Origin of the sequence: Pseudomonas sp. Pdm06 (genome assembly GCF_014851795.1) — a bacterium.
GTDB classification, from domain to species: Bacteria; Pseudomonadota; Gammaproteobacteria; order Pseudomonadales; family Pseudomonadaceae; genus Aquipseudomonas; species Aquipseudomonas fluorescens_AA.
The window spans coordinates 466,939-490,762 of the sequence record NZ_JACVAH010000003.1 but is presented as its reverse complement, the minus strand read 5'-3'; the positions used below and the strand labels follow the sequence as shown (position 1 = coordinate 490,762).

The window sequence follows — 23,824 nt, the reverse complement described above, 5'->3', positions numbered from 1 at the left end:
CCGCGAAGGCTCGCGGCACTTAATAGCGGTAGGTGAAGTAGAGTTCCAGCGCGCTGAATTTCCGGTCGTCGCCAAAGACCTGTTTGGCCGCCGCCATGGGTTTGACCCAGTTATACGACAGCGAGGTGGACAACGACTTCGACGGCGCCCAATCCAGGAAGACTACACTCTCGTCGGCAAAGCGCCGGTCGCTGACGGCGGTGCCCATGTAGTTTTTTTCGTCGAGCCAGAACTGGTAGTGGATCGCACCGAGGGTGAGGGTTTCGTTGAGGTGGGTCTTGAGTGAGAACTGCTGGACGTTTTCGTTGCTGTTGAACATCAGGTAGTTGCCGACGACATCGCCGATCAGCCAGGTGCTCCAGTCGACGAAGCCCTTGCTCAAAGGATCCCAGGCTTTCTGTCGGTTGTCCGTGAGGTTGTCGTCGCCGGAAAAACTCGCGTAGCGGTAGCCGATCACCGGGGTCAACGGCAGCGTGCTGAAGGTGTAATCCGCCTGGCCGTACCAGGCCTTGGCGTCGTAGTCCACGCCTTCGCCGCTGCCCCGCTCCAGGGCATATTCGGCGTTGAGGGTCAGGTCCGGGATACCCGGGAGCCTGGCGTTCAAGGCCCTGACGTTGTACACCAGCATGCCATCTCGGCGACGCGGCAAGGTACTGCCCTTGGGCCCCATGGCCTTGACCTTCAACGCGGTGGCGCCCAGCGTCACCTGGTCGTCGAGGTTGTAGTCCAGGTTCACGCCGCTCATGCGAAAGTCCCCCAGGTCGCTGTCGGTCCCCAGACTGAAACCCTGGACCTTCAATGCGCCATGGTCCCAGGCGACTACCGCCGAATCCTTGAAGGCGGTGCGTGGGGCGAGCCAATAGGCGCCGTCGTTCAACTGGTCGAGGTTGCCATCCATCACGATGAAACCGTTGCCGATCATGTAATTCTGGCGACCGCCCGTAACCGTCCACTCCCCGGCGCAGAAACCGCCATAGAACTCTTCGGTCGACACCTTGCCGTCGGAACTGCGGGTGAAGCCACCGGCATCGCCATCCCCGAAGGTGGTCGCCCCCACCAGGGAGCCGCCGGCCAGCAGGCTGAAATCCGGCTGCACGGCATACTCCAACTTGACGCCCGGCTTGACGTAGAACTCCTGCCAGTCGATTTTCGTGCCGCCATTCTTGCCGCTGCGCATGTCCACCACGCCGCCGCCAAAGTTGACGTTGCGGGTGGACAGGACCGCGCCACCGGCCGTTAAGTTGACCTCGCCCTTGAGGTTGCCCTCCTCGAAGGTGTAGCCCGCCCAGGCAGCTTGGGCGGTCAAGGGTAACCCGAGCACGAGGAACGTTCGGGACAAACGCATCATGGAAACCATATGGAGCTCCTGTTGATTATTGTTGTTACAGGGCAGTGAATGGCGGCGCAAACCCGCGCCAACACCTGGCTGGGCCGGGTGAGCGGAACGAAACTCTTGTGTTTATCGGATGAACTCAGGGCGTCAGTTGCGCCGCGATGGCACGCAGCATGCGCATGCTATCGCCGTCGAAGGGGCTGACGGCGTCGCCCAGGGACGACTGCTTGACGATCACCACGCCGGACGGTTTGTCGATGAACAGGTATTGGCCATGGATGCCACCGGCCATGAGCGCCTGACTGTGGTCGTTGAAGACATACCACTGGCTGCGGTAGGACGCGCCAGGGGTCCAGCTCGAAAAGTCGGCGCAGGCGGCATAGATGGCGGGGTCGGCTCCAGCGGCGATACCGGCGAGCGCCTCGGCCGAGAGCAGTTGTCGCCCCTGCTGGCGGCCATCGTTGGCCAGCAGGCGGCCGAAGCGCGCCATGTCACGCAAGGTCGCGCTGAACCCGGCACCGGCCACGCTGCGACCCCAGGGATCCGCCAGAAAGTAGCCGTCACGTTCACAGCCCAACTGGCTCCAGACCTCCTGCAGCAACTGATGACAGGCCTTGCCAGACGCCCGCTCCATGACCCAGGCCAATGCCTCGGTGGTGGCCGTCACGTAATGGAAAAAACCGCCGTGATTGCCGCGTTTTCTCAATGACGGCAAGTACTGGTACAGGGATTCGAACGTCGTGTACTGCGCTGGCGCCGGCTGGAAACCGCAGGCGTAGCCGTATTGGGAACTCTCTGAATCCGGGTCCTCATAGACCTCGCTGTAATCGACGGCCACGGCCATGTCGAACAGCTGGCGCACGGTCGCATCGCCGAACGCGCTGCCCGTCAGTTCCGGTACGTAATGGGTAGCCGTCAGCGTCGGGTCCAACAGGCCTTCGCAGACCAGTTGCTCGCCCAGGGCACCGATCAGCGACTTGGTCACCGAAAACATGATGTGCCGGTCCTGGGGGCACTGGCCATTGAAGTAGCGCTCGAACAGCACGGTGTCGCCCTTGAGGACCAGGAACCCATCGGTCTGGCTGGCGATCAGGTGGTCGATCACGCTGATGCTCAAGCCACACTCGCTGGCGAAGTGCAGTTCATCCAGCGGCTGGAGCGCCTGCTTGAACGCGCTGACCGGCCCGGTGCCGGCCCGCACATCGATGGAAGGACGCAAGCGCGCCAGGTTGCGGAAGCCCCATTGGCTGTAGGGCGGGCTCATCCAGTTGTGCCAGGTGACGCGGCGGTGGGGTTCGGCGGGAAAGCCTTGCATGAGCGAAGGCGCCAGGCGTGCGTCAGAAGGCGATTCGTGAGTCTCGACGTAGAGACTGGCCAGTGAAGGCACGGTGTTCTGATTCATTGGGTTGCCCCTGCGAAATGACTCTGCGTGAAAGCAGATGCAGGAGAATAATTACCCGATGTAATTTTTTAGTCAATAAAACTTTTTATCGACATTGCTTGCCAATCTGGGTCCCATGACCACCCTGCTCGTGGGGGCAAGCTTCGCTCTCACCGTCGGCCCAGTCCTAAGCAAATAACTTAAAGTTATTTATTATCATTTTTTTAGATCATTTAGATTAAGCCTTAAGCCCAAAGGCTTCCCGCGGTGATGCCATCAAGGAACGTTGGCACTCACCCACCTTCCGTCACGGCAATCTCATTAACGGGCCACCGTCATGCAGCTTCTAACGCTACCTCCCTCCCCCGGCCTGGCCACCTCGATTCGTGCCACGGCCCAGGTCTTCGAAGACCCTACCTCCCGCGCCTTGCTGGAACACCTGCAACAAGTGGCGCCCAGTGATGCCAGCGTGTTGATCATCGGCCAGACCGGCACCGGCAAGGAACTGGTGGCGCGCCACGTGCACAACCTCAGCGCCCGTCGCCACAAGCCGTTCGTTGCGGTGAACTGCGGGGCGTTTTCCGAGACCCTGGTGGAGGCCGAGCTGTTCGGCCATGAAAAAGGCGCCTTTACCGGCGCGTTGACGGCCAAGGCCGGCTGGTTCGAGGAAGCGGATGGCGGCACCCTGTTCCTCGATGAAATCGGTGATTTGCCGCTGCCGATCCAGGTCAAGTTGCTCCGGGTATTGCAGGAGCGCGAAGTGGTTCGACTGGGTTCGCGCAAGAGCATCAAGATCGATGTGCGTGTATTGGCGGCCACCAACGTACAGCTGGAAAAAGCCATCAATGCCGGGCACTTTCGCGAAGACCTCTATTACCGCCTGAACGTGGTCAGCCTGGCGCTCAAGCCGCTGCGCGAACGTCCCGGCGACATCCTGCCGTTGATACGCCACTTCATCGCGCAGTACAGCCACAGGCTCGGTCACGGCGAGGTGACGCTGGATGCCCAGGCGCAGCGCAAGTTGCTCGACTATTCCTGGCCGGGGAATATCCGCGAACTGGAAAACGTCATTCACCACACGCTGCTGATTTGCCGCAGCAAAGTGATTGGTGTGCAGGACCTGCACCTGTCGAACTTTCGTATCGAGCGCCAGGACAACCCACCGCAAGCAGCCCCTCAAAGTGCAGAGGAGCTCTTGCAGAAAGCCTTCGAGAAGCTGCTCGAGCAGGAGCATGGCGATGTGTATGAAAAGGTCGAGGCCGAGTTGTTACGCACCGCCTACCGATACGCCAATTGCAATCAGGTCCATACCGCCAGCCTGCTGGGCCTGAGTCGCAATGTCACCCGCACGTTGCTGATCAGGATTGGCGAACTGGTGGTCAACAAACGCCGTCCCACGCTCAGTACGCGGGACGGCCAGGTGGTCAATCTTTCAACTTGATCGTGCCCCGACGCCCAAGGGTTCCTCAGCCCTCGCCCCGGCCCGCGCGCCCAGGTAGAAGTCCTGGAGATCGCTGCGGGCCGCCAGTTGTTCGGCGCTGCCTTCGCTGACCACCCGACCGCTTTCCAACACGTAGCCATGGTGGGCGTAACGCAGGGCGACATTGATGTTCTGCTCGGCGATCAAGAAGCTCACACCATCACGCTGATTGAGTTGCCGGACGATCTCGAAGATTTCCTCGACGATCTGCGGCGCCAACCCCATCGAAGGTTCGTCCAGCAAGACCAGTTGCGGCCTGGCCATCAGCGCGCGGCCTATCGCGATCATCTGTTGCTCGCCGCCCGAGGTGTAGCCGGCCAGGCTTTTGCGCCGCAGTTTCAGTCGGGGGAAATGGCCATAGACCAATTCCAGGTCAGCCAGCAACTGGCGTCGCGGCACCTGGCGCGCCAGGGCACCGGCCAGAAGGTTTTCCTCCACAGTCAACTGGGCAAAGCAATGCCGACCTTCCAGCACTTGCACCAGGCCGCTCGCCGCCAAGGTGTGAGGCGCGCTGCGGGTCACGTCGCGCCCCTGGTAGACAATCCGCCCCCGCACCACCTCGCCCCGTTCGGCGCGCACCAGGTTGGAGGCCGCCTTCAGCGTGGTGCTTTTACCCGCGCCGTTGGCGCCCAGCAGCACCACGACCTGCCCTTTTTTCACCTCCAGCGACACACTGCGCACCGCCAGGATGGTCTGTTCGTAGAGCACTTCAATATCGTCGATCTGCAGGATCGGCACGTTCGTCGCCATGCTGTTTCGCCTTTTCAGACAGCGACCGGACGCGTACGCCCGGTTGCCGCGATGCCTCAGGATTCCTTGCTGCAATCACGCGGGGTAATGCCTTTTTCCCGGGCGTACTGGTGTGAAGACGCTTCGATGATCGGCCGCAACAGGGCGCGGTCGGCCTGCACCCAGTCACTGATCAGCTTCCACTGGGTACCGTCCCATTGCTGGAAACGCACCGCACCGCCGCCTTCATGGTCCGAGCACGACAACTGCAACGGCTGCACCAGGCCCAACGCCCCCAGTTCCTTGAGCCGGACGTCGTCGAGCTTGAGGTTCTCGAAGCCCCAACGCACCTGCTCACCCGTCAGGGGTTGCTTGCCGAATTTCTGCTGGGCAATGCGCAGCGCTTCTACGTTGAGGATGCCGTTGACCACGCCGAGGTTGTAGTACACGGTGCCGAACCGCTTGGGATCGGCCAGGTCGCCATGGCCGGCGTCGACCACTTGCTGCTTGATGCCCTGCAGCACCGGGAAATCAGTACCTGAAGGGTGCGTGGTGATGGCGATGAAGCCCTTGGCCGCGGCACCGGCCGGCGCGGCGTCATCTTCGGAGTTGCTCCAGATGTTGCCGATGATGTGGTCGGCCGGAAAACCGACTTTCTGCGCGGTTTTCAGCGCCACCGGGTTCATCACCCCCCAACCGCGCAGGATTACCCAGTCGGGTTTTTCCCGGCGGATATTCAGCCACTGCGACTGCTGCTCGTTGCCTGGGTGCGGCACCTCCAGCAAGGTCAGCGCAAAACCGTATTTGTCGGCCAGGGTTTGCAGGACCTCATTGGTTTCCTTGCCATAGGGCGAACCGTGATACAGGGTAACGATCTTCAAGCCCTTGAGCTTGTCCAACCCGCCGGCGCGCTGGCCGATGTAATTGATGATCGCCGAGACCTCGGAATACGGGTTCAACTGCAACGGGAAAACGTAGGGGAACACGCTGCCATCGGTGGAATCCGTGCGCCCGTGGTTGATGGTGATCAGCGGCAGTTTGTCGGCCGTCGAGCGCTCCAGCGTGGCGTAGGCGATGCCCACCGACAGCGGGTTGGTGGCAGCCGCCGGCGCGCCGTTCAAGCCTTTCTTCAGGCGTTCGTAGCACTCCACGCCTTTTTCGACCACGTACTCGGTCTCGCATTCACTCCAGGTCAGCTTGACGCCGTTCACGCCGCCATTGGCGTTGACGTACTTGAGGTAGTCGATGAAGCCGCCGAAAAAACCGGTGCCGCCGGCGGCATAAGGGCCGACGCGATAGCTTTGCAGCGGGAAGTATTGCTCGTTGTCCGCCTGGACAGTGAACGCCGCGGCGGTGAGGCTCAGGGCCAGTGCCAGGCTGCTGGCGAATGATCGTTTGAACATCGAATTTTCCTTGTATGAAGCCATGGATAAGCCAACAAAATGGAACTGCAAACCCGCGTTGTGCGGTTCGCTCAGTAGCGCAACGGCCACAGCCGTGCGCGCTGGCGAAATCTCTGCCAGAGGCGCGCAAGGCCCTCTGGCTCCTTGATCAGGAACAGGATGATCAGGGCGCCGAATATCATCTTCTGCAGGTTCTCCACCTGGCCGGCGTCCACCAGCCCGCCGGGCAGCAGCGACACCAGGTTCGAAAGCAACACCGGAAACAGCACGATGAAAGCCGCACCGAGGAAGTTGCCCAGCAGGCTGCCGAGGCCGCCGATAATGATGATGAACAGGATCTGGAACGACCGATTGAGGTCGAACCCATGGGGCTCCACCGTCCCCAGGTAAGCGAAGGCCCAGAGCGCGCCGGCCACCCCGAGGAAAAAACCGCTGATGGCGAACGCCAGCAGCTTGGTTTTCGCCAACGCAATGCCGATGACCGCAGCGGCGGTGTCCATGTCGCGCACCGCCATCCAGTTGCGTCCCAGCTCACTGCGCACCAGGTTCTTGCCCAGCCAGAACAGCGCTACCACCACGCTCAGGGTCAACAGATAGCGGCCGGCCGGCGCGTCGAGGTTCACCCCGAATACGTCCAGGCGCGGCGCACTGATCACGCCCGAGGCGCTGTTGTTGGAAAACCAGCTGAACCGGGTCAACGCCCAGGTCACGAAGAACTGCGCCGCCAGGGTCGAGACCAGCAGGTAGAAGCCTTTGATGCGCAGGCTCGGCAGGCCGAACAGCACCGCCACCAGCGCTGCCGTCAACCCACCCAGGGCGATACTGACCAACAACGGCAAGCCGGCGACCCGTATTTCAAGGTTGTAGGTGGCGAAGGCTCCCACCGCCATGAACGCCGCCGAACCGAGGGACAGTTGCCCAGCATAACCGGTGAGCAAATTGAGCCCCAACCCGGCCAGGGACAGCACCAGGAACGGAATCAGGATCGCGCTGAACCAGTAGTCATTGCCCAGCCAGGGCACCACGACGAAGGCAAACAGCAACAATGCGGCCAGCCCGTGACGGTCCTGGCGCAGGGCAAAGACTCGGCGGTCCTGGGCATAGCGGGTGTTGAACTGGCCTGCTTCTCGATAAAACATGAGTGTTCTCCCTAAACCCGTTCGATGGCCCGTTCGCCAAACAACCCCGCCGGACGCACCAGCAGAAACAACAGCGCCAGCACGTAGGGAAACCAGTTCTCGATGCCACTGCCGATGAAGGGCCCGAGGTAAACCTCCGCCAGCTTCTCCGAAGCCCCGATGATCAGGCCACCGACAATCGCCCCGCTGATGGAGGTAAACCCACCGATGATCAGCACCGGCAAGGCCTTGAGCACCACCAGCGAGAGCGAGAACTGCACGCCCAGGCGAGCACCCCAGAGCAGGCCGGCGACCAGCCCGACAAACCCCGCCACCGCCCACACCACCACCCAGACCCGCTGCAAACGAATGCCCACGGCCAACGCCGCCAGTGGATCATCGGCCACCGCCCGCAACGACAATCCGAGCCGGGTGTTGTTGAACAGCCAGGACAACAGCAGCACCAGGAACGCCGCGGTCAATGCGGCAAAAATGTCGAACTGCGACAACAACATCCCGCCCAACTCCAGCGGCTCATCGCTGATCCCCAGCTCCAGGCCATGCACCTGGGCGCCCCACAGTGCCTGGGCGAAACCTTCGATGACGTAGGACAGCCCGAGGGTGGCCATGAACAGCGTAATCGGCGAACGGTTGACCAAGGGCCGCAGCACTACCCGCTCCACCGCCACCGCGATCAGCACCATGGCCGCCAGGCTGATGACGAACGCCAGCCAGAACGGCACACCGCGCTCCAGCAGGCTGACGAAGGTCAGCGCCGAGAACAGCACCATCGCACCCTGGGCAAAATTGAACACCCCGGAGGCCTTGTAGATCAGCACGAAACCGATGGCCACCAAGGCGTACATCACCCCCGCCAACAACCCGCCAATCAATACTTCAAAGAAAAATTCCATCGCCGCTCCTATTCTGCGGACGCAACTTGCCTGCCCTCCCTGGTGGGAAGGTGTCGAATATCCGGTATCAGTGGCGAGTGCCCAGGTAGGCCGAAATGACCTCGGGGTTCTGCCGTACGTCTTCAGGCGAGCCGTCGCCGATCTTGCGACCGTAATCGAGCACCACCACGTGGTCGCTGATGTCCATGACCACGCCGATATCGTGCTCGATCAACACCACCGTCGTGCCCAGCTCACGGTTGATGTCGACGATGAAGCGGCTCATCTGCTGCTTCTCGTCGGCGTTCATCCCGGCCATGGGCTCGTCCAGCAGCAACAGCCGAGGCTCCGCCGCCAGCGCGCGGGCCAACTCCACCCGTTTCTGCAAGCCATAGGGCAGCGTACCCACCAGGACGTCGCGCCAAGGCTGCAAATGCAGGAACGCGATGACGCGCTCGGCCGCTTCGCGCTGACGGTCATCCTCGGCCCGGGCACGACCGATGCGCAGTGCCTGTTCGATCCAGGTGCTGCGGCGCTTGAGGTTGCGTCCGGTGAGCACGTTGTCGAGCACGCTCATGCCCTTGAACAACGCGATGTTCTGGAATGTCCGGGCAATGCCGCGGACCGCCACATCGTGAGGGCGCATCCGGCGCCGCTCCTGTCGATCAAAACGGATGTGCCCGTCCTGGGCCTGGTACACGCCGCTGATGACATTCAGCAGCGAACTCTTGCCGGCGCCGTTGGGGCCGATCAAGGCGCAGATCTCACCGGCAGCGACGCGAAAGCTGATGTCCGTGACTGCTTTCACGCCTTTGAATGACAGCGAAATATGGTCCAGTTCCAGCAAATGCGTGATGGCCGTCTGGGTCATGGGGCGTCTCCTCTCAGGCCAGTTGCGACTGGAGACCCGTCCAGTCATCGGTGGAGTGCTGCACCAGGTTCGGCGGCGCTTGCCAGCGAGCCCCGTCGTCCCACTGGCGAACCTTGATACCCAATGCCTGGAAAAATGCCTGGGTTTCGGGCGGCAAGGCATCGCCCACCAGCAGCGGCGCGCGGGTCCGGGAAAACCCCAGCACGTCGCGCAACGGCCGGCGAACCAGCCAGTTCCCCAGATGCCGTTGCAGCAGCCCCGGCTGCGCTGCCAACGCCCAGTCCACCAGCCCGCGCGACCAACTGCCCGGCTCCGGCAAACGTTCCAGCGCATAGCGGTGCAAACGCTCGTAGGTTTCCCGTGTCCCGGCCACCAGCGTCGGACCCAGCTCGCGACGATCGCGATCACGGGTCGCCAGGTTCTCAGGAAAGTTCAGGCGAAAACCGGCCATCAACCAGGGCGCCAGCAGATAGCGAGCTTGCCCGCCCGAGGCGAACGCCCGGGCGGCCAATGCCTCTTCCTGCCGGCCCAGCCCTTCGCGCGCCAACAGCCGCTGCCCCTCCTGCAACAGTTCGGCGTGGCTGACGCGTTGTTCCTCCATCGCCCGTCCACTTCCGCGATAAAAAACAAAGGCCGTCTGCAGCACTTGCCCTTGCGGGGCCAGGTCAACGATTGGCCGCTCGGCAGCCAACGCGGCGTAATCCAGCGCTTGCGCAAATGGCGCCGAATCCGACAGGCCACGCTTGTCGAGGTAGACCCACACCCCCACGGCCACCTGCGCCGCACGCAGACGCAGCATTTCTTCCACGCCTTCGACCAGGACGAAATCCGGCTGCAGCGTGGCGAGTCGTTGCACCTGTTCGGCCGCCGTCTCCAGCGGGTCGAACAGACTCGCCACGCCGCCCAGCCATTGCGCGGCCAAGGCGGCAAGCAGCGCCTGCGGCCTGGGTCGACTGATGATCGTCAGGGTCGCGCCCGCCGCAAAACCGCGGGCTTGCAGGGCACTGGCGAAATGGCGCACCTCGTCGGCTACGTGCACCCAGGTCCGCTCCTGCCAGACACCCAGGTGCTTGTGACGCAGCGCGACGTCCGTGCCATGCTCCAGCGCCTGGCGCTGCAACCACTGGGGCAAGCTGGCCGGGGCCGGGTCGAGGGTGTCGGTGAACGTGCCCATGCTGCCTCCCGCGCCTAAGCGACCGCCGCCGTTTGGGCTGCCGCTTTGCGTTGCTCAAGCTCACGCACCAGCGGCAGGACCTTACGACCGAAATACTCGACTTCTTCCTGGAAGTGCAGGAAACCGGCGAGCACCAGATCCACGCCTACCGCCTTGAGCGCGACGATGCGTTCGGCGATCTGCTGCGGCGTGCCGATCAAGTTGGTCTTGAAGCCATCGTTGTATTGCACCAGGTCCTCGAAGCTGGACTTGGCCCAGTTGCCCTCGCCTTCCGGGCTGGACTTGCCGGCCTGCTTCGCCGCATCGCCGAAGGCATTGACGGCCTCGGGATCGGCCTGGTCGATGATCTGGGCGAGGACCGCACGCGCCTCTTCTTCCGTGTCGCGGGCAATAACAAAGGCGTTAACACCGACCTTGACCTTGTGGTTGTTGGCCGCGGCTTTCGCCTGGAGGTCATCGATCTGCGCCTTGACGCCTTCCACGGTATTGCCGTTGGTGAAGTACCAGTCCGATACCCGGGCGGCCATGTCCCGAGCCGCACGTGAACTGCCGCCCTGGAAGATCTCCGGGTGCTGCTGCAGTGGTTTTGGCTTGAGGGTGTAGTCGTGGAAGCGGTAGAAATCACCGCGCAAGGTGAAGTTGTCGGTGGTCCAGATACCCTTGAGCGCGGTGATGAATTCTTCGGAACGGCGATAGCGCTCATCGTGCTCCAGCCACGGCTCGCCAATGGCGGTGAACTCGCCCTTGAACCAGCCCGACACGATGTTGACCGCCACACGGCCGCCGGTCAGGTGATCGATGGTTGCGATCTGCTTGGCCAACACCGACGGCGTCCACGGCCCCGGCAGTACCGCGGCGATGACTTTCAGGCGCGTGGTGGCGGCCAGCAAGGCATGACTGAACGCGACGGACTCGTGCTGGTATTCAGCACCGTAGCCGGCGGTAAAGCGCACTTGGGACAGGGCGTAGTCGAAGCCGGCCGCTTCAGCGATCTGGGCCAGCTTGCGGTTGTAGTCGATGCCCCAGTCGGTGCGTTGTTCGATTTTGCTGACCACCAGACCGCCACTGACGTTGGGCACCCAGTAGGCAAATTTGATCGTGTCCTGGCTCATTGCATGTACTCCACGGCTCGTTTTGAAAGGAAAAATGGATCAGGCAGCACTGGCGTCACGCCGGGCGCCCGGGACCAGGCTCAGCAACGCCGACTCGACGGCGCGCTCGATACGCTCCAGCACCTGTGCACTGGAGATCCGGTATTGGCTGAAATCGGTTTCGCTGGCATAGACCCCCACTGGCAGGCTGAGGGCCTGGAAGAAGCCGAACAGGGGTCGCAACTGGTGGTCGATCATCAAGGCATGGCGATCCGAGCCACCTGTCGCGGCCAGTAGCACCGGTACGTTCTTGAGGGCTTCGTGATGAACGAAATCGAACAGGTGCTTGAACAGACCGGTGTACGAGGCTCGATACACCGGGCTGGCGGCGATCAACAGATCGGCCGATTCAATGGCATGCAGATCCTCCTGCACGGCAGCCGGCAACGCCTCGCGACGCAACACTCCGGCGAACTGTGGACCGACCTTGGCCAATTCGATCAAGCGCACCTCGATCGGCAGTTGCTGCCCGAGCCGGTCCACCAACGCCTGGAGCAGTGCCAGGGTGCGTGACGGGTGCTGCACGCTGCCTGACACCGCCACCACTTTGAATTGCTTGCTCATCGCTTACCCCATGCCTGGAGACGCCACCTCAGCGTCTGCACAAGGTGTAGAGCAGCAACCGTGCCAGTTAAATATTTCCTTACTAATCAATGAATTACATGACACTCCCAATCACTGCACTGTCGCCCGACGGACAAGCTGTTGTTCCACTGTTGCCTGGCGAACACCTGGCCCGTCGATGTCCGTCGCGGCAACTGTTGCCCGGCACACAGTTGCGCAACAGATTGTCCGCGGCCAGGACAGCCCTTTCGCTGATGAACGCCGTATGGACCCCGCATTTACGGGCGTTGGGTCTCGGGCATGGACTGTGCAATGGCTTTTGGCACCGGCAGATTTTTCCCCTGCCCGCCGACTCGCCACCAAGAAGGAATATCAACATGACCGCACAGCAACACCACCTGCCGCCGATCCTTTCCACGGGCACTGACTATGAGCCCCTGGCCGAACGCTTCCGGCCGATCTTTGCACGCATCCAGGCCGGCGCCCTGGAGCGTGAGCAAACACGCAGCCTGCCCTTTGAACAGGTGAAATGGCTGAAGGAAGCCGGCTTTGGCGCCGTCCGCGTACCGGTCGAATATGGCGGCGCCGGGGCCTCGCTGCCGCAGCTGTTGCAATTGCTGATCGAACTGGCTGAAGCCGACTCCAACCTGCCCCAGGCCTTGCGCGGGCACTTCGCATTCGTCGAGGACCGCCTCAACGCCCACGCCAGTAGCCCACAGGACACCTGGTTCAAGCGCTTTGTCGAGGGTGAGTTGGTGGGCAATGCCTGGACGGAAGTCGGCGCGGTGAAAATCGGCGAAGTCGTCACCCGAGTTTCCCGCCAGGGTGATCAGTGGGTCGTCAACGGCACCAAGTACTACAGCACCGGCAGTATCTTCGCCGACTGGATCGACGTGTATGCCCAACGCGACGACAACGGCGCCGACGTGATTGCCGCCGTCCGCGTACACCAGCCGGGCGTCAAGCAAAGCGATGACTGGGACGGTTTTGGCCAACGCACCACCGGCAGCGGGACATCGCTGTTCGAGAATGCACTGGTCGAGGCAGAAAACCTCATCGACTTCTCTACCCGCTTCAAATACCAGACCGCGTTTTATCAACTGGTGTTGCTGGCCGTGCTGACCGGCGCCGGTCGCGCGGCGGTTCATGACATCACCGAGCAAGTGCGCAAACGCACGCGGGTCTTTAGCACCGGCAATGCCAGCGAAGTGAGCCAGGACGTGCAAGTGCAGCAAGTGGTCGGCAGGGCATCGGCCCAGGTCTATGCCGCCGAAGCCACCACCCTGCGCGCCGCGAGCGCCTCCCAGCGCGCTTACGAAAGTCGCTTCAGCCAGGACGCCGAGGCCGAGCACACCGCCAACATCGCCGCCGAACTGGAGTCGGCCCAGGCCCAGGTGGTGATTTCCGACCTGGTGCTGCGCGCCACCAGCGACCTGTTCAATGCCCTCGGTGCTTCGGCCACCAGCACCAGCAAGGCCCTCGACCGTCACTGGCGCAATGCCCGCACCGCGGCCTCGCACAATCCGCTGATCTACAAGGAGCGCATCATCGGTGATTGGGAAATCAACGGTACGGAACCGCCGTATGTCTGGCAGATTGGCGGGGGCTCGAAGCAGCTTTGAGCAGGCTTGCTCGCGGTAGCGGTGGTTCAGCTACATAGATGTTGGGCTGGCTGGTGGCCTCATCGCGAGCAGGCTCGCCCACATTGGATCTTCAGCGGACACAATATCCGCGTGCACCCGGAATCCTTCTGTGGGAGCGGGCTTGCTCGCGAAGAGGCCTGCACATTCAACATCTTCATTGACTGTGACGCCGCCTTCGCGAGCAAGCCCGCTCCCACAGGGGTTCTGGGTTAGACATGGGTTTCGTGTCCACTGGAGATCGAGTGTGGGAGCGAGCTTGCTCGCGATAGCGGTAGTTCAGCTGTATGGATGTCGGGCTGGCTCGCGATAGCGGTGGTTCAGCTGCATGGATGCCTGCTCCTTACGCCACACGTTCGACGTAGTGGGATTCCCCACCTCCAGTCGCACCCGACAACCAACCCCATACGAAGCTCAACGTCGTACGCCCTGCTTGATCGACACTCACCGTCCCACGGGACCAGCCGGAAAGAATCTCACCCTCCGTAGTCAAGCATTGGAAGAGAAGCTCAATGGTATCGGGACCCGTTACACGTCCGACTTGATTGCCCAGGCGAATCCGGCCGCCTTGGTAAGTGCTCGAAATGGCACCGTCCTCGACGTGGTAATGAAATACCGTGCCAGCGCCAGAGAGTCCTTGGGCATTATCCGCCACCGTAAACCGGCGATTGTGCAAACGATCGCTGATTGGAGAAAAGGGAGTTTCCATGAATGTCGCGTCCTCTAGTCGAGATATTCCATTGCGGCCGTCGATGACCCTGAATCATTTTTGTCGCCACTGGTAAAGCCCCCCGGGCAAGTACCGAGTCGCAAGGCAAACTGCCTACCTCTGCACAAAGCCGATAGGAACTCATCCCAGACGATCAAAACACTGGCATCATGCCTTTTTCCTTGCACTCATGGAGTGACTGTGACGAATCTAAGTGCCGCCCCTGAGTTTGCACCCGCCTCCACTTTATCGCCCTACCGCTTCTTTCCCCGGCTCGGGATGTTTGTGCTGGCCACTGTGGTCGTCTTCCTGGCCGCGATACCCGAGGTCCTTTTCGTACCCGCGGACATGCAGGCCTATCTGATGTTCACGACCACCTCGGGGCTCACCGCGCTCGTCCTCCTCGGCCTCTTCGCCCTGCAATACCGTGCCGATTCGCGCCCGCAGTGGCGCGGTCATGCCATTGGCAACCCCCTGCGGTGGGGGGCGGTCGGCATTGTCGGGACCTACCTGCTTTTCGGAGTCGCCGTCTTCGTGCTCGGGTTGCCCCGTGAGGTGTTCATGGCCGAGCTTCTGGACGGGCTCAACCGTTGGCAGGCCGCGATCAAGATTGCCTCGCTGATCGTGCTGCCGCCCATCGCCGAAGAGCTGTTCTTCCGCCATTACATGTTCCGGCTGTTTCCCTACGAGAACAGCCGTGCCTGGACATGGATCGCGATCATCGTGACGTCGGCCGTCTTCGCCGGCATGCACATCCAATACGGGAATTGGATGACGATCGTGCTGATCTTCGCCTGTGGAGGCGTGTTCGCCATCGCCAGGGTGGTCAGCGGTAGCCTGCTGGTGCCGGTGCTCCTGCATTCGCTGACCGAGATTGTCGCACTGAGCGCTGACCAGTCTTTCTCGCTGATGGGGCTTTACGGTTGAGCCAGCGGTGCCAGGCAGCGGCCCTCCACAGCTTCACGGCGCCTGAACCTCGACGGGTGGCAGAAGAATCTCGCCCATCTGCAGGTAGTGCATGGTCAGGACCGCCCACCTCAGCCCCTCCACGCCTGGCACGGTGCCGGATGCCTTGGATGAATGCTCGACGTAGCCGGCATATTCTTCGATGTAGCGGAGATGCTTTTCCCAGCGCGCCTGATCAAAGTTCACGCCAAAGATGATGACACTGCCCGTCGCCACCTTTTCCGCCTGGGCTTTCAAGCGGGTCATGTACCAATAGTCCTTGGCCGCGCTTTCAAACATCTTGCCCTGGTTGGCATTGGCGAAAGGTGTCTTGAGTTCAATGAAGTGAAAGCGCTTTTCATCCTGGTCGCGAATCCACAAATCGCATTGCTTGGAAACAATGTCCATCAGCGACCAACGCTGATCGAGCTTCACCTTGTACTCGACGCCAACATCCGCCAGTTCGCGGTCGGGGCCACGAAGTCCACGGGCGTGGATCAGCCAGAAATAAAACTCGAACTTCAACCAGCCCTCGAAACCGTTGGCCAGGGCACTGATGGATGACGGCAGGTATTTGCGATCCTCTTCCCACGATTGCATGAATGCACAGAATGCTGAAGCGACGTTTGGGATGCCGGGCATGGGTTACTTCCTTGTATTGGCCAAAAGACCGTAGGCATAGTGCCACTACTCTGCTGATGGCTACAATGCCAAGCTATGATTGGCAAACGTCAGCACCCCAAACAAGGTCAGCAATGAACACTCACACCGCATGCCTCGGACTGCTTGCCTTGACGCTCCCCTTCCTGTGCGAGCCCGTCCAGGCCTCGACGTGGCAGATCTGCCAGATGGAGTTGCGTATCGTCGAGGTACTGAAACAACCCTACCCGCAACTTCAGGCGCAGATCGTGAAAGCCATGCCGAAATCCGCCTCGGTGGAGTGTCCCGCGCAAGGCTCACTGTTGACCTTCACCCCGGAAACCCCGGACTACCAAGCCACGCTCCCCCGCCGACAATGGCCCGGCAAAGGGCAGTCGGTACGGGTGGACTACCGCTACCTGGATGGCATCTGTAAAGGCGACGGTAATTCGCATCCGTGCCGTATCAAGCACTACCCCATGATGGGTCGATAGTCGGGCAGCCGGAGAAGGCGGCAGCTCTCGAATCAGTGAAGTCACTGATGGCCTCATCGCGAGCAAGCTCGCTCCCACAAAAGGGACTTGCACAACTCCCTGTGGGAGCGAGCTTGCTCGCGATGACGTCCGCACATCCAACCTCAATGCAACTCAAGCCAACAGCGCACTGATCCACCGGACCTGCCGGGCAATGTCTTGCAGCTTCTCTTCGGGCACCGCTTGCCGCGCCTTGGCGAAGCTGGCGAGGGTCTTTTGTTTCTGGCGCAGCAGGCGCTGCCACTTGGCCAGGAAGGTCGGGGTTCGCGCTTGCATCTGCAGCGGGCCGAAGTACAGCTCCTCGGCGGTGTACGTCACTGGCCCGGCGCGCTCGGCGACGATGATCTCGTAGTAGAAGCGGTTTTCCCGCAGCACTTCCTCGCAAAGGATGCGGTAGCCGTTTTCCATCAGCCATTGGCGCAGCGGTTGTTCGCCGCCGTTGGGTTGCAGAATCAGCCGCTCGTGCCCGCTCAGCCGTGCCTTGCCGCTGTCGAGGATGTCGCGGATCGTCTCGCCGCCCATGCCGCAGAGGCTGATCGCGGTGATCCCGTCTTCCGGCTCGATTGCCGCCAGGCCGTTGGCCAGACGCACACTGATCCGCTGCTCCAGGCCATTCTCGCCCACGGTGCGTTCGGCGGCGCGCAAGGGTGTCAACGCCACCTCGCCGGCCACCGCCGTCGCAATGACGCCACGGCGCAACAAGGCCACCGGCAGGTAAGCGTGATCCGAGCCGATATCGGCCAGGTGCGCACCTGCCGGCATATGCGCCGCCACACGCTCCAGGCGCATGGATAATGTCTGTTCGTTCAACTGCAGTTCCCTGGGTTAATCGTAAAACGGCTCGACCGCCGTCCGACTGCCGACAAAGAAGCTGTCCGCGACCAACCGCAGTGGCTGCAGGTCCATGTCGCTGGCCTTGTCGTTGATCAGTTGCTGAAAATGTCGATACACCGCGGCGTACTCGCCTTGCGCGGAGACGGCCTGGCGCACGCCGTCGATGCTCAACAGCGCGCCGCCGTTGTCCAGGCGCAGGACGCCTTCGGTGCAGCGAATCTCGATGCTCCAGAGCTCGTCATGGCCATGGTCGAAATCGAATTCCGCACGAATATCGAGGTGGCGCGCGTCGGCCATCTTGATGCTGGCGGCAATCGGCGACTGGCAGTTGTCCGGCACACGCAACTCGGCGGACTCCACGAACAACGGCAGCGCCAACAGATGAGTCGCAATCGACAACGCGTTGATGCCGGGATCGAAGACCCCCAGGCCGCCGGGTTGCCAGATCCACGCCTGGCCGGGATGCCACTTGCGCACGTCTTCTTTCCAATCGATCTGCACGCTGTGCAAGGTGCGGCTGGCCAGCCAGTCACGGGCGGCTGCGATGCCTGGGGCATAACGGGAATGCCAGGCGAACAGACCGCTGACGCCTTGCTCGCGAACCTGATCCACCAAGGCCATGGCTTCACCCAACGTGGCGCACGGCGGCTTTTCCACCAGAACGTGCTTACCGGCCGCCAGCGCCTGTTGCACCAGGGCGAATCGACCTTGCGGCGGTGTGCAAAACGCAATCGCATCGACGTGCGGGCCGTTTTCGAGCAGTTCGCCCAGGGATCGGAAGTTCTCCACCCCGGCGCAGGGCTGCCCTTGCGTGGCGACCGCCACCAGTTGGAACGCGGGGTTGGCGAGGATGGCTGGAACGTGTTGATCCTGGGCAATCTTGCCGTAGCCCACCAGGCCGAGACGAATCGGTTGCATCGATGACTCCTGATTTTTTGTACTTGTGATCGGCCAGCAAACTAGACGCAAATCGCCTGGCGGACAATGGGGGCCGAGCAGTATCTACCTGATTGCCCAGCCCGGCGCCGCAAAGGCATCAGCTACGCCGCTGCTCAAGGACGCTCGTCACGACGTTGGTCACCCGGCCGTAGAAGGGCTCCAGCCGCTCACGTGGCGCATCGTGCTCCACCACCAGGGCGGCGACCTCCTCACAAGAAACCACCTGATAATGAGCAACGCTGGACAGCTTTTCGTTGGTCACCGCGGTAATCACTTGCCCACTCGCCGCCACCACTGCGCGCTTGAACTCTGCGTCCTCCAAGCCGAATGCCGTGACCCCATTGTCTGGATCGATGGCACAGGCACCCAGAAAACACACGTCATAACTGAACTGGCGCAATTGCTCCACCGCCGTCAGCCCGATCACACCACCGGCGATTGGATTCAAGCGCCCCCCCAGGAGGATGACTTCGGCACGGGGCAGTTTCATCAACTGCACCGCAATCAACGGCGAATTGGTGGAGAGGGTCACCTGAAGGCTTGGATCGATGGCGCCAGCAATCGCCAGGTTGGTCGATCCGGCATCGATGAACACGTGCTGGCCCGCGCGCAGCAATGCAGCGGCCGCTTGGCCGAGGCTGCCCTTGCGTACCGGGTCTTTACGCACGCGTACATCCAGCGACCCTTCGGCAGCCGGCACAAGTATCGCGCCGCCATAAACGCGCTTGCATAACCCCGCCGCTGCCAACACCCCCAGGTCACGCCGGATCGAGTGTTCGGACACATTGAATTCGCTGGCCAGGTCCGCCGCGATCACCCGGCCATACCGGGCGAGACGCTGGCTGATCAATTGCTGGCGTTCGCCGGGGAACGCTTCGTGGGGAGAAGTCATGAGATACAACCTGCATAAACGAGCACTAATGATCATCAACGAGCAGATAGTGCCGGTTATGCAGCGAAGCGTCAAACCCGCTCATTCCAGGGAGCGCCTGCACGATAAACGGTCAAGCGCTCCCTGGGACATTCGTGCCCATGCCCACTGGCAGGAAGGGTCGAATTTCTTCGATCTCCTCGGCGCTGAGGCACAGCTGCGCGCCGGCAATCAGCCCATCGACCTGCCCGCGGCGACGGGCTCCGACGATGGCGCCGGTCACCACCGGCTTGCGCAGCACCCAGGCGATGGCGACTGCCGCCGCACTGACCCCGTGCCGTTCGCCGATACCAGCCAAGACCTCGACCAGCGCCAGGTTCGCGCTCAAGCGAGGCTCCTGGAAGTCGGCGCTTCGCGCCTTGCGCCAATCGTCGTCGGGCAATTGGGCGATGCGTTCGCGCGTCATGCTGCCGGAAAGCAGCCCCGATTGAAGAGTGGAATAGGCCAAGACACCCATTCCCGCCTGCTCGCAAAATGGCAGGACGTCTTGCTCGATGTCCCGCATCAAGGCGGAATAAGGCGGCTGAAGTGAAACGATCTCGGTTACCGCCTGGGCCCGTTTGAGTTGCGCGACATCGAAATTGGAGACGCCGATGGCGCGAATTTTTCCCTGTTCGCGGGCTGTGGCCAACGCCGAAAGCGCCTTCTCGAGCCCTTCACTGCTACCGTCGGCAGGAAAGGCCGGCCAGTGAATCTGATAAAGGTCGATGGTTTCGACTTGCAGTCGGCGCAAGCTTGCCTCGACCTCGGCGAGCAACGATCGAGGCGCCAGCGAGTGTGAGATCGCCTTGGTGACCGGGTCCCAGACCAGACTGCCCTTGGTGAACACCAATGGACGCTGCGAAGCCGGCAGCCGCCGCAACAGCTGCCCGACCAGTTGCTCGGCATGGCCCAATCCATAAACCGCCGCCGTATCGATCCAGTTCACCCCGCATTCAACGGCATATTCAAGAGCACCGAGGCTGTCCTCGTCGTCCTGCGCCCCCCAGCTGTATTCCCAGCCAGTGCCAGCAATGGCCCAGGTTCCCAGGCCAATGGGCGAAATCAGCAAGTCCGATGATCCAAGACGATTCTTTTGCATAGCGAGTTCTCCACAGATGATGTGGGCAGTATCCGCGAGGGATCTCATGACGATAAGATGGGTAATCGTATTTGAACTACTGAATTGCATTCATGAGTCAGCACCCCGATCTTTCCGAACTGGATGCCTTTGCCGCCGTCGCTCGCCATCGCAGCTTTCGCAAGGCCGCCGACGAGCGTGGCGTTTCGGCCTCGGCACTGAGCCACGCCATGCGAGCCCTGGAAGCACGCCTGGGTGTCAGGCTGCTCAACCGCACCACGCGCAGCGTTACCCCGACCGAGGCCGGCCACCAGCTATTGGCAACGCTGGCCCCTACCCTGCAGCAGGTTGCCGAAGCCTTGGCCCAATTGACCTCGTTGCAGGATGTGCCCGCCGGTAAGCTTCGCCTCAACGTGGCGCGTCCGGCGGCGCGTGCAGTATTTGCGAAGGTGCTCGCGCCGTTCGTGGCCAGGTATCCCCGCATTCAACTGGACCTGGTCAGCGATGATGGCTTGACCGATATCGTCAACGGCGGCTTTGACGCCGGCGTGCGCTTTGGCGAAAGCCTGGCCGGCGACATGATCGCCGTCCCTGTCGGCCCCCCTCAATCGTTCGTGACCGTAGCCGCGCCAACCTACCTGGCCACGAAGGGAATCGCCCAGGCTCCACGGGACTTGCTCGACCATGCCTGCATCGCCCGGCGTTTTCCCAGCGGCAAACTCTACGCCTGGGAGTATCAGGCAGAGGGGCAACCGATCCGGTTGTCCGTCACCGGCCCGCTCACTCTTGAAGACGATGCGCTGATGATCCAGGCGGCGAAAGATGGCGCCGGGATTGCCTACGTCTACGAGGAGCTGGCGCGTGACGACATCCGCAATGGGCATCTCACGGAACTGCTCGCGCAATGGAAAGCGCCACCAAGCCGGTTTTTCCTCTATTACCCCAGCCGACGCCATGTGCCACCGGCCCTGAGAGCGCTCATCGAGTTCATCCGGGCGGACGATTGGCCAGCCTGAAACCGGCAGAAAAAAAAAGCCCCGCGACCGAGGACGGTGCGGGGCAAGGGAATTGGTTGGTTGCGGCCAACCAAAGGAGCACGGTGAAAAGCGTTTACGGGCCGGTCAGATGCATTCCTGTGCGGCGCGTTCGAAACTCGAAGGCAGGAGGTTGGAGGCCAGCAAGTGCCGCTCGTAGATGAATACCTTGCCGCCGTTGCCGGCCTTGTAGGCTTCCAGCACGTTGTCCGCCGAGACTTTGCTCGGCACCACGATGCGGTAGCTGCGCTGGGTCTGCGAGACCATCGGGTTCAAGGCATTGCCCTGCAATTTCGGTACGACGCATTCGGCGTATTGGGCCGGCGTCTTGCTGGTCTGCAAGGTCAGGGTCGGATCGTTCGGTGCCGAGGCACAACCGGCCAGCAACAATGGGGAAAACGCCAGGGGAAGCAAAAATAAACGGCGCATGGGTCATGGGTCCTGAAAATAAAAATACGGGGCTGCGTGTTCGATGGCGCTGATTTTCCAATGATTGCCGGCAAAGCAGAACTTGCATTTCGTAATGGTCACTATTACTCCTAGCAATAGTTGCAAGCCGAGAAAGATTGATGAGGACTATCCATGAGAACGTTTGATCTGATTCGCGACTCGGTATTGCCCGACTTCCGTGAGCGGGTGGCTGACTACCTGATCCAGTACGAAAGCGTGCTGTTGAGCGACACAGAACCCGACCCGGAGCTCAAGCGGGCCACGGCCAATCAGCTGCGCGGTTATCTGCGCGGATTGAATACCACTCGGGTATTGGGTATGGCGGATTGGGAGGAGCTGGATCGGCGGGTGGTGGACACGTGGCTTCAGTGACAAGCCGGACTTGCGGGATGTGTTCGATTCATGGTGGCGAGGGCGATTGCTCCCGCTGGGCTGGGCTGCGATCTATTGCCGGCTGCGGCCCGACACTGGCTTGGGCCCTGTCCACCAGCCGTTGCACCCAGGCGGCGTCCTGGTCATTGACCACCCCATAGCGGTTCGGCGGTAAAAACTTCCAGTGATGGGCGGCCTCCTCCAGACGCTTGAGTTCATCGGCAGACATCCAGTACGGCGTATCCACCAATGGCATCGGCGCACCGTCGAAACGCCGGCCCAACTGCAGGTTCGTGCCGGGGGCGAAAGCAATCGCCAGTTGCTGCTGGGGTTGCAGCAGCTTGTCCGGTGCAGGCATTTGCCCTACTCGCCCGTAGCTGAAGTCCCCTGAGAACTGCTCCTTGAGCACCAGCCAATGCCCCGCCGCGGTCTTGGCCAGAATCCATTGCGACACACCGCTGTCTTGCACGCATTTCAGCTTGCCGTCGATCCATTGCATGAGGGTGTTGCAGTCCGGGTCATAGTCGTTGGACCACAGGCTGATGCCGCGGATCAGGGTGTGGTGTTCGAGCTCGACCAGCCCTTGATCGGGCATCGATTGCCAATATCGCTTGGTCGGGTCGCGCTTATCGCGCAAGTAGTTATGCAGGACCCAGGCAGCCATGAACAGCAAGGTGACGAGCACAAGCCAGCCAAGGGAATCTCCCACGATTCGGTCAAGGTCGACGCCTGGGGCGGATAACCCCTGATAGACCAACAGCCCCAGCAAAAACGCGATGCCCGGCAACACCGGGCCCAGGCACAACGGCGGCACCAGCACCATGATCCAGCTGAAGCGATGCATGGTCGCCCGCTCACGCGCCCAGGCCAGCTCCTGAGCAAGCATCGGCGCCCGCTCCCGAGGGCCGATGTCAGGATCGGGCGTCTGGAAACGCATGTACAGGGTGTAGGTGTCATCGCTCATGGATCGGATCTTGTCCTTGAAGTCATCGTGTTCACACATTCATGCCCATCGCCCAAACTCGCTTCACCCGCCCCCTTGCTCAAGCCAGGCTAGACAGTGGTCCTGTTCGAGCATCCGGATCACGAACGACGTTTCTTGAAGATATCCACGCCCGGGAACAACCCGGCGGAACGGATCGATATTTAGACCAGTAGTCGCTCGATCCACTGCTGTGGCGTCATCTTCGTCACCATGATCGACACAATGACAAACATCCCCAAAAAGCCCAGAACCCCCATCCAGAACCACTTCTGATACACGGTTGAGTATCGATCATCGAGCGTGCGCCCATCCCCCAGCGCGCTCGACGCCATCACGTATAACCGCTTCTGGAACACCAGCACAGGCAGCCACAACGCCCCCACGCACAGGAAAATGATCAACGACGTCATGATCCATTCCGTAGTCAGGGGAAGTCCGGCCAGTCTCGTTAGCAGGTAACCCGTCACTATCTGAATGAAACCCGCCGGCGTGGTAATCCAGGTATCGAACCGGACAACCGTCCTGGCCACATGGGCAATGACCTGCGGGTTGGCGGTGCGGCTGGCGGCGATCAGGTAGAGGTAGGATCCCATGCCGAAGCCGAACAGGAAAATGGCAGCGATCACATGGATGTACTTCAAGCACAGATAGAGCAT

25 protein-coding genes are annotated in these 23,824 nt (G+C 61.6%); 6 read left to right on the top strand and 19 right to left on the bottom strand.

From position 1 onward, the window contains the following. Positions 1-19: 19 nt before the first annotated feature. Complete coding sequence (locus IB266_RS07735; protein WP_192260793.1) at positions 20-1,357, bottom strand: alginate export family protein; 1,338 nt, start codon at positions 1,355-1,357, stop codon at positions 20-22. A 115-nt stretch (positions 1,358-1,472) separates the two neighbouring features. Then, the gene (locus IB266_RS07730) at positions 1,473-2,735 is read right to left on the bottom strand and encodes a serine hydrolase domain-containing protein (protein WP_192260792.1); all 1,263 of its coding nucleotides are present in this window, start codon (positions 2,733-2,735) and stop codon (positions 1,473-1,475) included. A 316-nt stretch (positions 2,736-3,051) separates the two neighbouring features. Here IB266_RS07730 and IB266_RS07725 point away from each other — a divergent pair, with 316 nt between their 5' ends. Next, a complete protein-coding gene (locus IB266_RS07725) occupies positions 3,052-4,155 on the top strand; it encodes a sigma-54 interaction domain-containing protein (RefSeq protein ID WP_060742658.1) in 1,104 nt (367 codons plus the stop codon). On the opposite strand, the gene IB266_RS07720 is transcribed toward IB266_RS07725, so the two are convergent. The 8 genes from IB266_RS07720 to msuE form a co-directional block, all read right to left on the bottom strand. Next, a complete protein-coding gene (locus tag IB266_RS07720) occupies positions 4,147-4,944 on the bottom strand; it encodes an ABC transporter ATP-binding protein (protein WP_192260791.1) in 798 nt (265 codons plus the stop codon). The two genes, IB266_RS07725 and IB266_RS07720, sit on opposite strands and share 9 nt — an antisense overlap. A 56-nt stretch (positions 4,945-5,000) precedes the next feature. Beyond that, a complete protein-coding gene (locus tag IB266_RS07715) occupies positions 5,001-6,326 on the bottom strand; it encodes an ABC transporter substrate-binding protein (protein ID WP_192260790.1) in 1,326 nt (441 codons plus the stop codon). Between the two features lie 71 nt (positions 6,327-6,397). Then, positions 6,398-7,465, bottom strand: a complete 1,068-nt coding sequence (locus IB266_RS07710) for a branched-chain amino acid ABC transporter permease (RefSeq protein WP_192260789.1) — start codon at positions 7,463-7,465, stop codon at positions 6,398-6,400. Positions 7,466-7,476: 11 nt separating this feature from the next. Continuing rightward, positions 7,477-8,358 carry a branched-chain amino acid ABC transporter permease gene (locus IB266_RS07705; RefSeq protein ID WP_192260788.1) on the bottom strand — a complete coding sequence of 294 codons (882 nt, stop codon included), beginning with the start codon at positions 8,356-8,358 and terminating at the stop codon, positions 7,477-7,479. Positions 8,359-8,425: 67 nt separating this feature from the next. Next, on the bottom strand, positions 8,426-9,208 hold the full coding sequence (locus IB266_RS07700; RefSeq protein WP_072410120.1) for an ABC transporter ATP-binding protein: 783 nt from the start codon (positions 9,206-9,208) through the stop codon (positions 8,426-8,428). 13 nt (positions 9,209-9,221) lie between these two features. Beyond that, positions 9,222-10,382, bottom strand: a complete 1,161-nt coding sequence (locus IB266_RS07695; RefSeq protein ID WP_192260787.1) for an AMP-binding protein — start codon at positions 10,380-10,382, stop codon at positions 9,222-9,224. A gap of 14 nt (positions 10,383-10,396) precedes the next feature. Beyond that, positions 10,397-11,494, bottom strand: coding sequence for a dimethylsulfone monooxygenase SfnG (gene sfnG, locus IB266_RS07690; RefSeq protein ID WP_192260786.1), 1,098 nt, complete (start codon positions 11,492-11,494; stop codon positions 10,397-10,399). A gap of 39 nt (positions 11,495-11,533) precedes the next feature. Next, positions 11,534-12,097, bottom strand: coding sequence for an FMN reductase (gene msuE, locus IB266_RS07685; protein WP_092326263.1), 564 nt, complete (start codon positions 12,095-12,097; stop codon positions 11,534-11,536). A gap of 377 nt (positions 12,098-12,474) precedes the next feature. Between msuE and IB266_RS07680 the strand changes: the two genes are divergently transcribed. Beyond that, a complete protein-coding gene (locus IB266_RS07680; protein WP_192260785.1) occupies positions 12,475-13,719 on the top strand; it encodes an acyl-CoA dehydrogenase family protein in 1,245 nt (414 codons plus the stop codon). 361 nt (positions 13,720-14,080) lie between these two features. On the opposite strand, the gene IB266_RS30680 is transcribed toward IB266_RS07680, so the two are convergent. Next, positions 14,081-14,446 carry a hypothetical protein gene (locus IB266_RS30680; protein WP_225613449.1) on the bottom strand — a complete coding sequence of 122 codons (366 nt, stop codon included), beginning with the start codon at positions 14,444-14,446 and terminating at the stop codon, positions 14,081-14,083. A gap of 201 nt (positions 14,447-14,647) precedes the next feature. Here IB266_RS30680 and IB266_RS07675 point away from each other — a divergent pair, with 201 nt between their 5' ends. Continuing rightward, entirely contained in the window at positions 14,648-15,373 is a 726-nt protein-coding gene (locus IB266_RS07675) for a type II CAAX endopeptidase family protein (protein WP_318646584.1), read from the top strand. Between the two features lie 33 nt (positions 15,374-15,406). Here IB266_RS07675 and IB266_RS07670 read toward each other — a convergent pair whose 3' ends face one another. Further along, positions 15,407-16,033 carry a hypothetical protein gene (locus IB266_RS07670; protein WP_192260784.1) on the bottom strand — a complete coding sequence of 209 codons (627 nt, stop codon included), beginning with the start codon at positions 16,031-16,033 and terminating at the stop codon, positions 15,407-15,409. Positions 16,034-16,146: 113 nt separating this feature from the next. Here IB266_RS07670 and IB266_RS07665 point away from each other — a divergent pair, with 113 nt between their 5' ends. Beyond that, positions 16,147-16,524 (top strand): hypothetical protein, encoded by a 378-nt coding sequence (locus IB266_RS07665; RefSeq protein ID WP_192260783.1) that lies wholly within the window; start codon positions 16,147-16,149, stop codon positions 16,522-16,524. 153 nt (positions 16,525-16,677) lie between these two features. Here IB266_RS07665 and IB266_RS07660 read toward each other — a convergent pair whose 3' ends face one another. The 4 genes from IB266_RS07660 to IB266_RS07645 form a co-directional block, all read right to left on the bottom strand. Next, positions 16,678-17,373 (bottom strand): tRNA (adenine(22)-N(1))-methyltransferase, encoded by a 696-nt coding sequence (locus IB266_RS07660; RefSeq protein WP_192260782.1) that lies wholly within the window; start codon positions 17,371-17,373, stop codon positions 16,678-16,680. Between the two features lie 15 nt (positions 17,374-17,388). Continuing rightward, on the bottom strand, positions 17,389-18,315 hold the full coding sequence (locus IB266_RS07655) for a Gfo/Idh/MocA family protein (RefSeq protein ID WP_192260781.1): 927 nt from the start codon (positions 18,313-18,315) through the stop codon (positions 17,389-17,391). A gap of 118 nt (positions 18,316-18,433) precedes the next feature. Further along, positions 18,434-19,228, bottom strand: a complete 795-nt coding sequence (locus IB266_RS07650) for a DeoR/GlpR family DNA-binding transcription regulator (RefSeq protein WP_192260780.1) — start codon at positions 19,226-19,228, stop codon at positions 18,434-18,436. 112 nt (positions 19,229-19,340) lie between these two features. Further along, positions 19,341-20,348 carry an aldo/keto reductase gene (locus IB266_RS07645; RefSeq protein ID WP_192260822.1) on the bottom strand — a complete coding sequence of 336 codons (1,008 nt, stop codon included), beginning with the start codon at positions 20,346-20,348 and terminating at the stop codon, positions 19,341-19,343. A 92-nt stretch (positions 20,349-20,440) separates the two neighbouring features. Between IB266_RS07645 and IB266_RS07640 the strand changes: the two genes are divergently transcribed. Continuing rightward, a complete protein-coding gene (locus IB266_RS07640; protein WP_192260779.1) occupies positions 20,441-21,343 on the top strand; it encodes a LysR family transcriptional regulator in 903 nt (300 codons plus the stop codon). Positions 21,344-21,448: 105 nt separating this feature from the next. Here IB266_RS07640 and IB266_RS07635 read toward each other — a convergent pair whose 3' ends face one another. Further along, positions 21,449-21,790: a hypothetical protein gene (locus tag IB266_RS07635; RefSeq protein ID WP_192260778.1), complete on the bottom strand. Its 342-nt coding sequence runs from the start codon at positions 21,788-21,790 to the stop codon at positions 21,449-21,451. A gap of 153 nt (positions 21,791-21,943) precedes the next feature. Between IB266_RS07635 and IB266_RS07630 the strand changes: the two genes are divergently transcribed. After that, a complete protein-coding gene (locus IB266_RS07630; RefSeq protein WP_192260777.1) occupies positions 21,944-22,183 on the top strand; it encodes a hypothetical protein in 240 nt (79 codons plus the stop codon). A 28-nt stretch (positions 22,184-22,211) separates the two neighbouring features. Here the strand turns inward: IB266_RS07630 and IB266_RS07625 are convergent, their stop codons facing one another. Beyond that, complete coding sequence (locus IB266_RS07625; protein ID WP_225613447.1) at positions 22,212-23,147, bottom strand: hypothetical protein; 936 nt, start codon at positions 23,145-23,147, stop codon at positions 22,212-22,214. A 182-nt stretch (positions 23,148-23,329) separates the two neighbouring features. Continuing rightward, complete coding sequence (locus tag IB266_RS07620) at positions 23,330-23,824, bottom strand: DUF2269 family protein (protein WP_060742682.1); 495 nt, start codon at positions 23,822-23,824, stop codon at positions 23,330-23,332.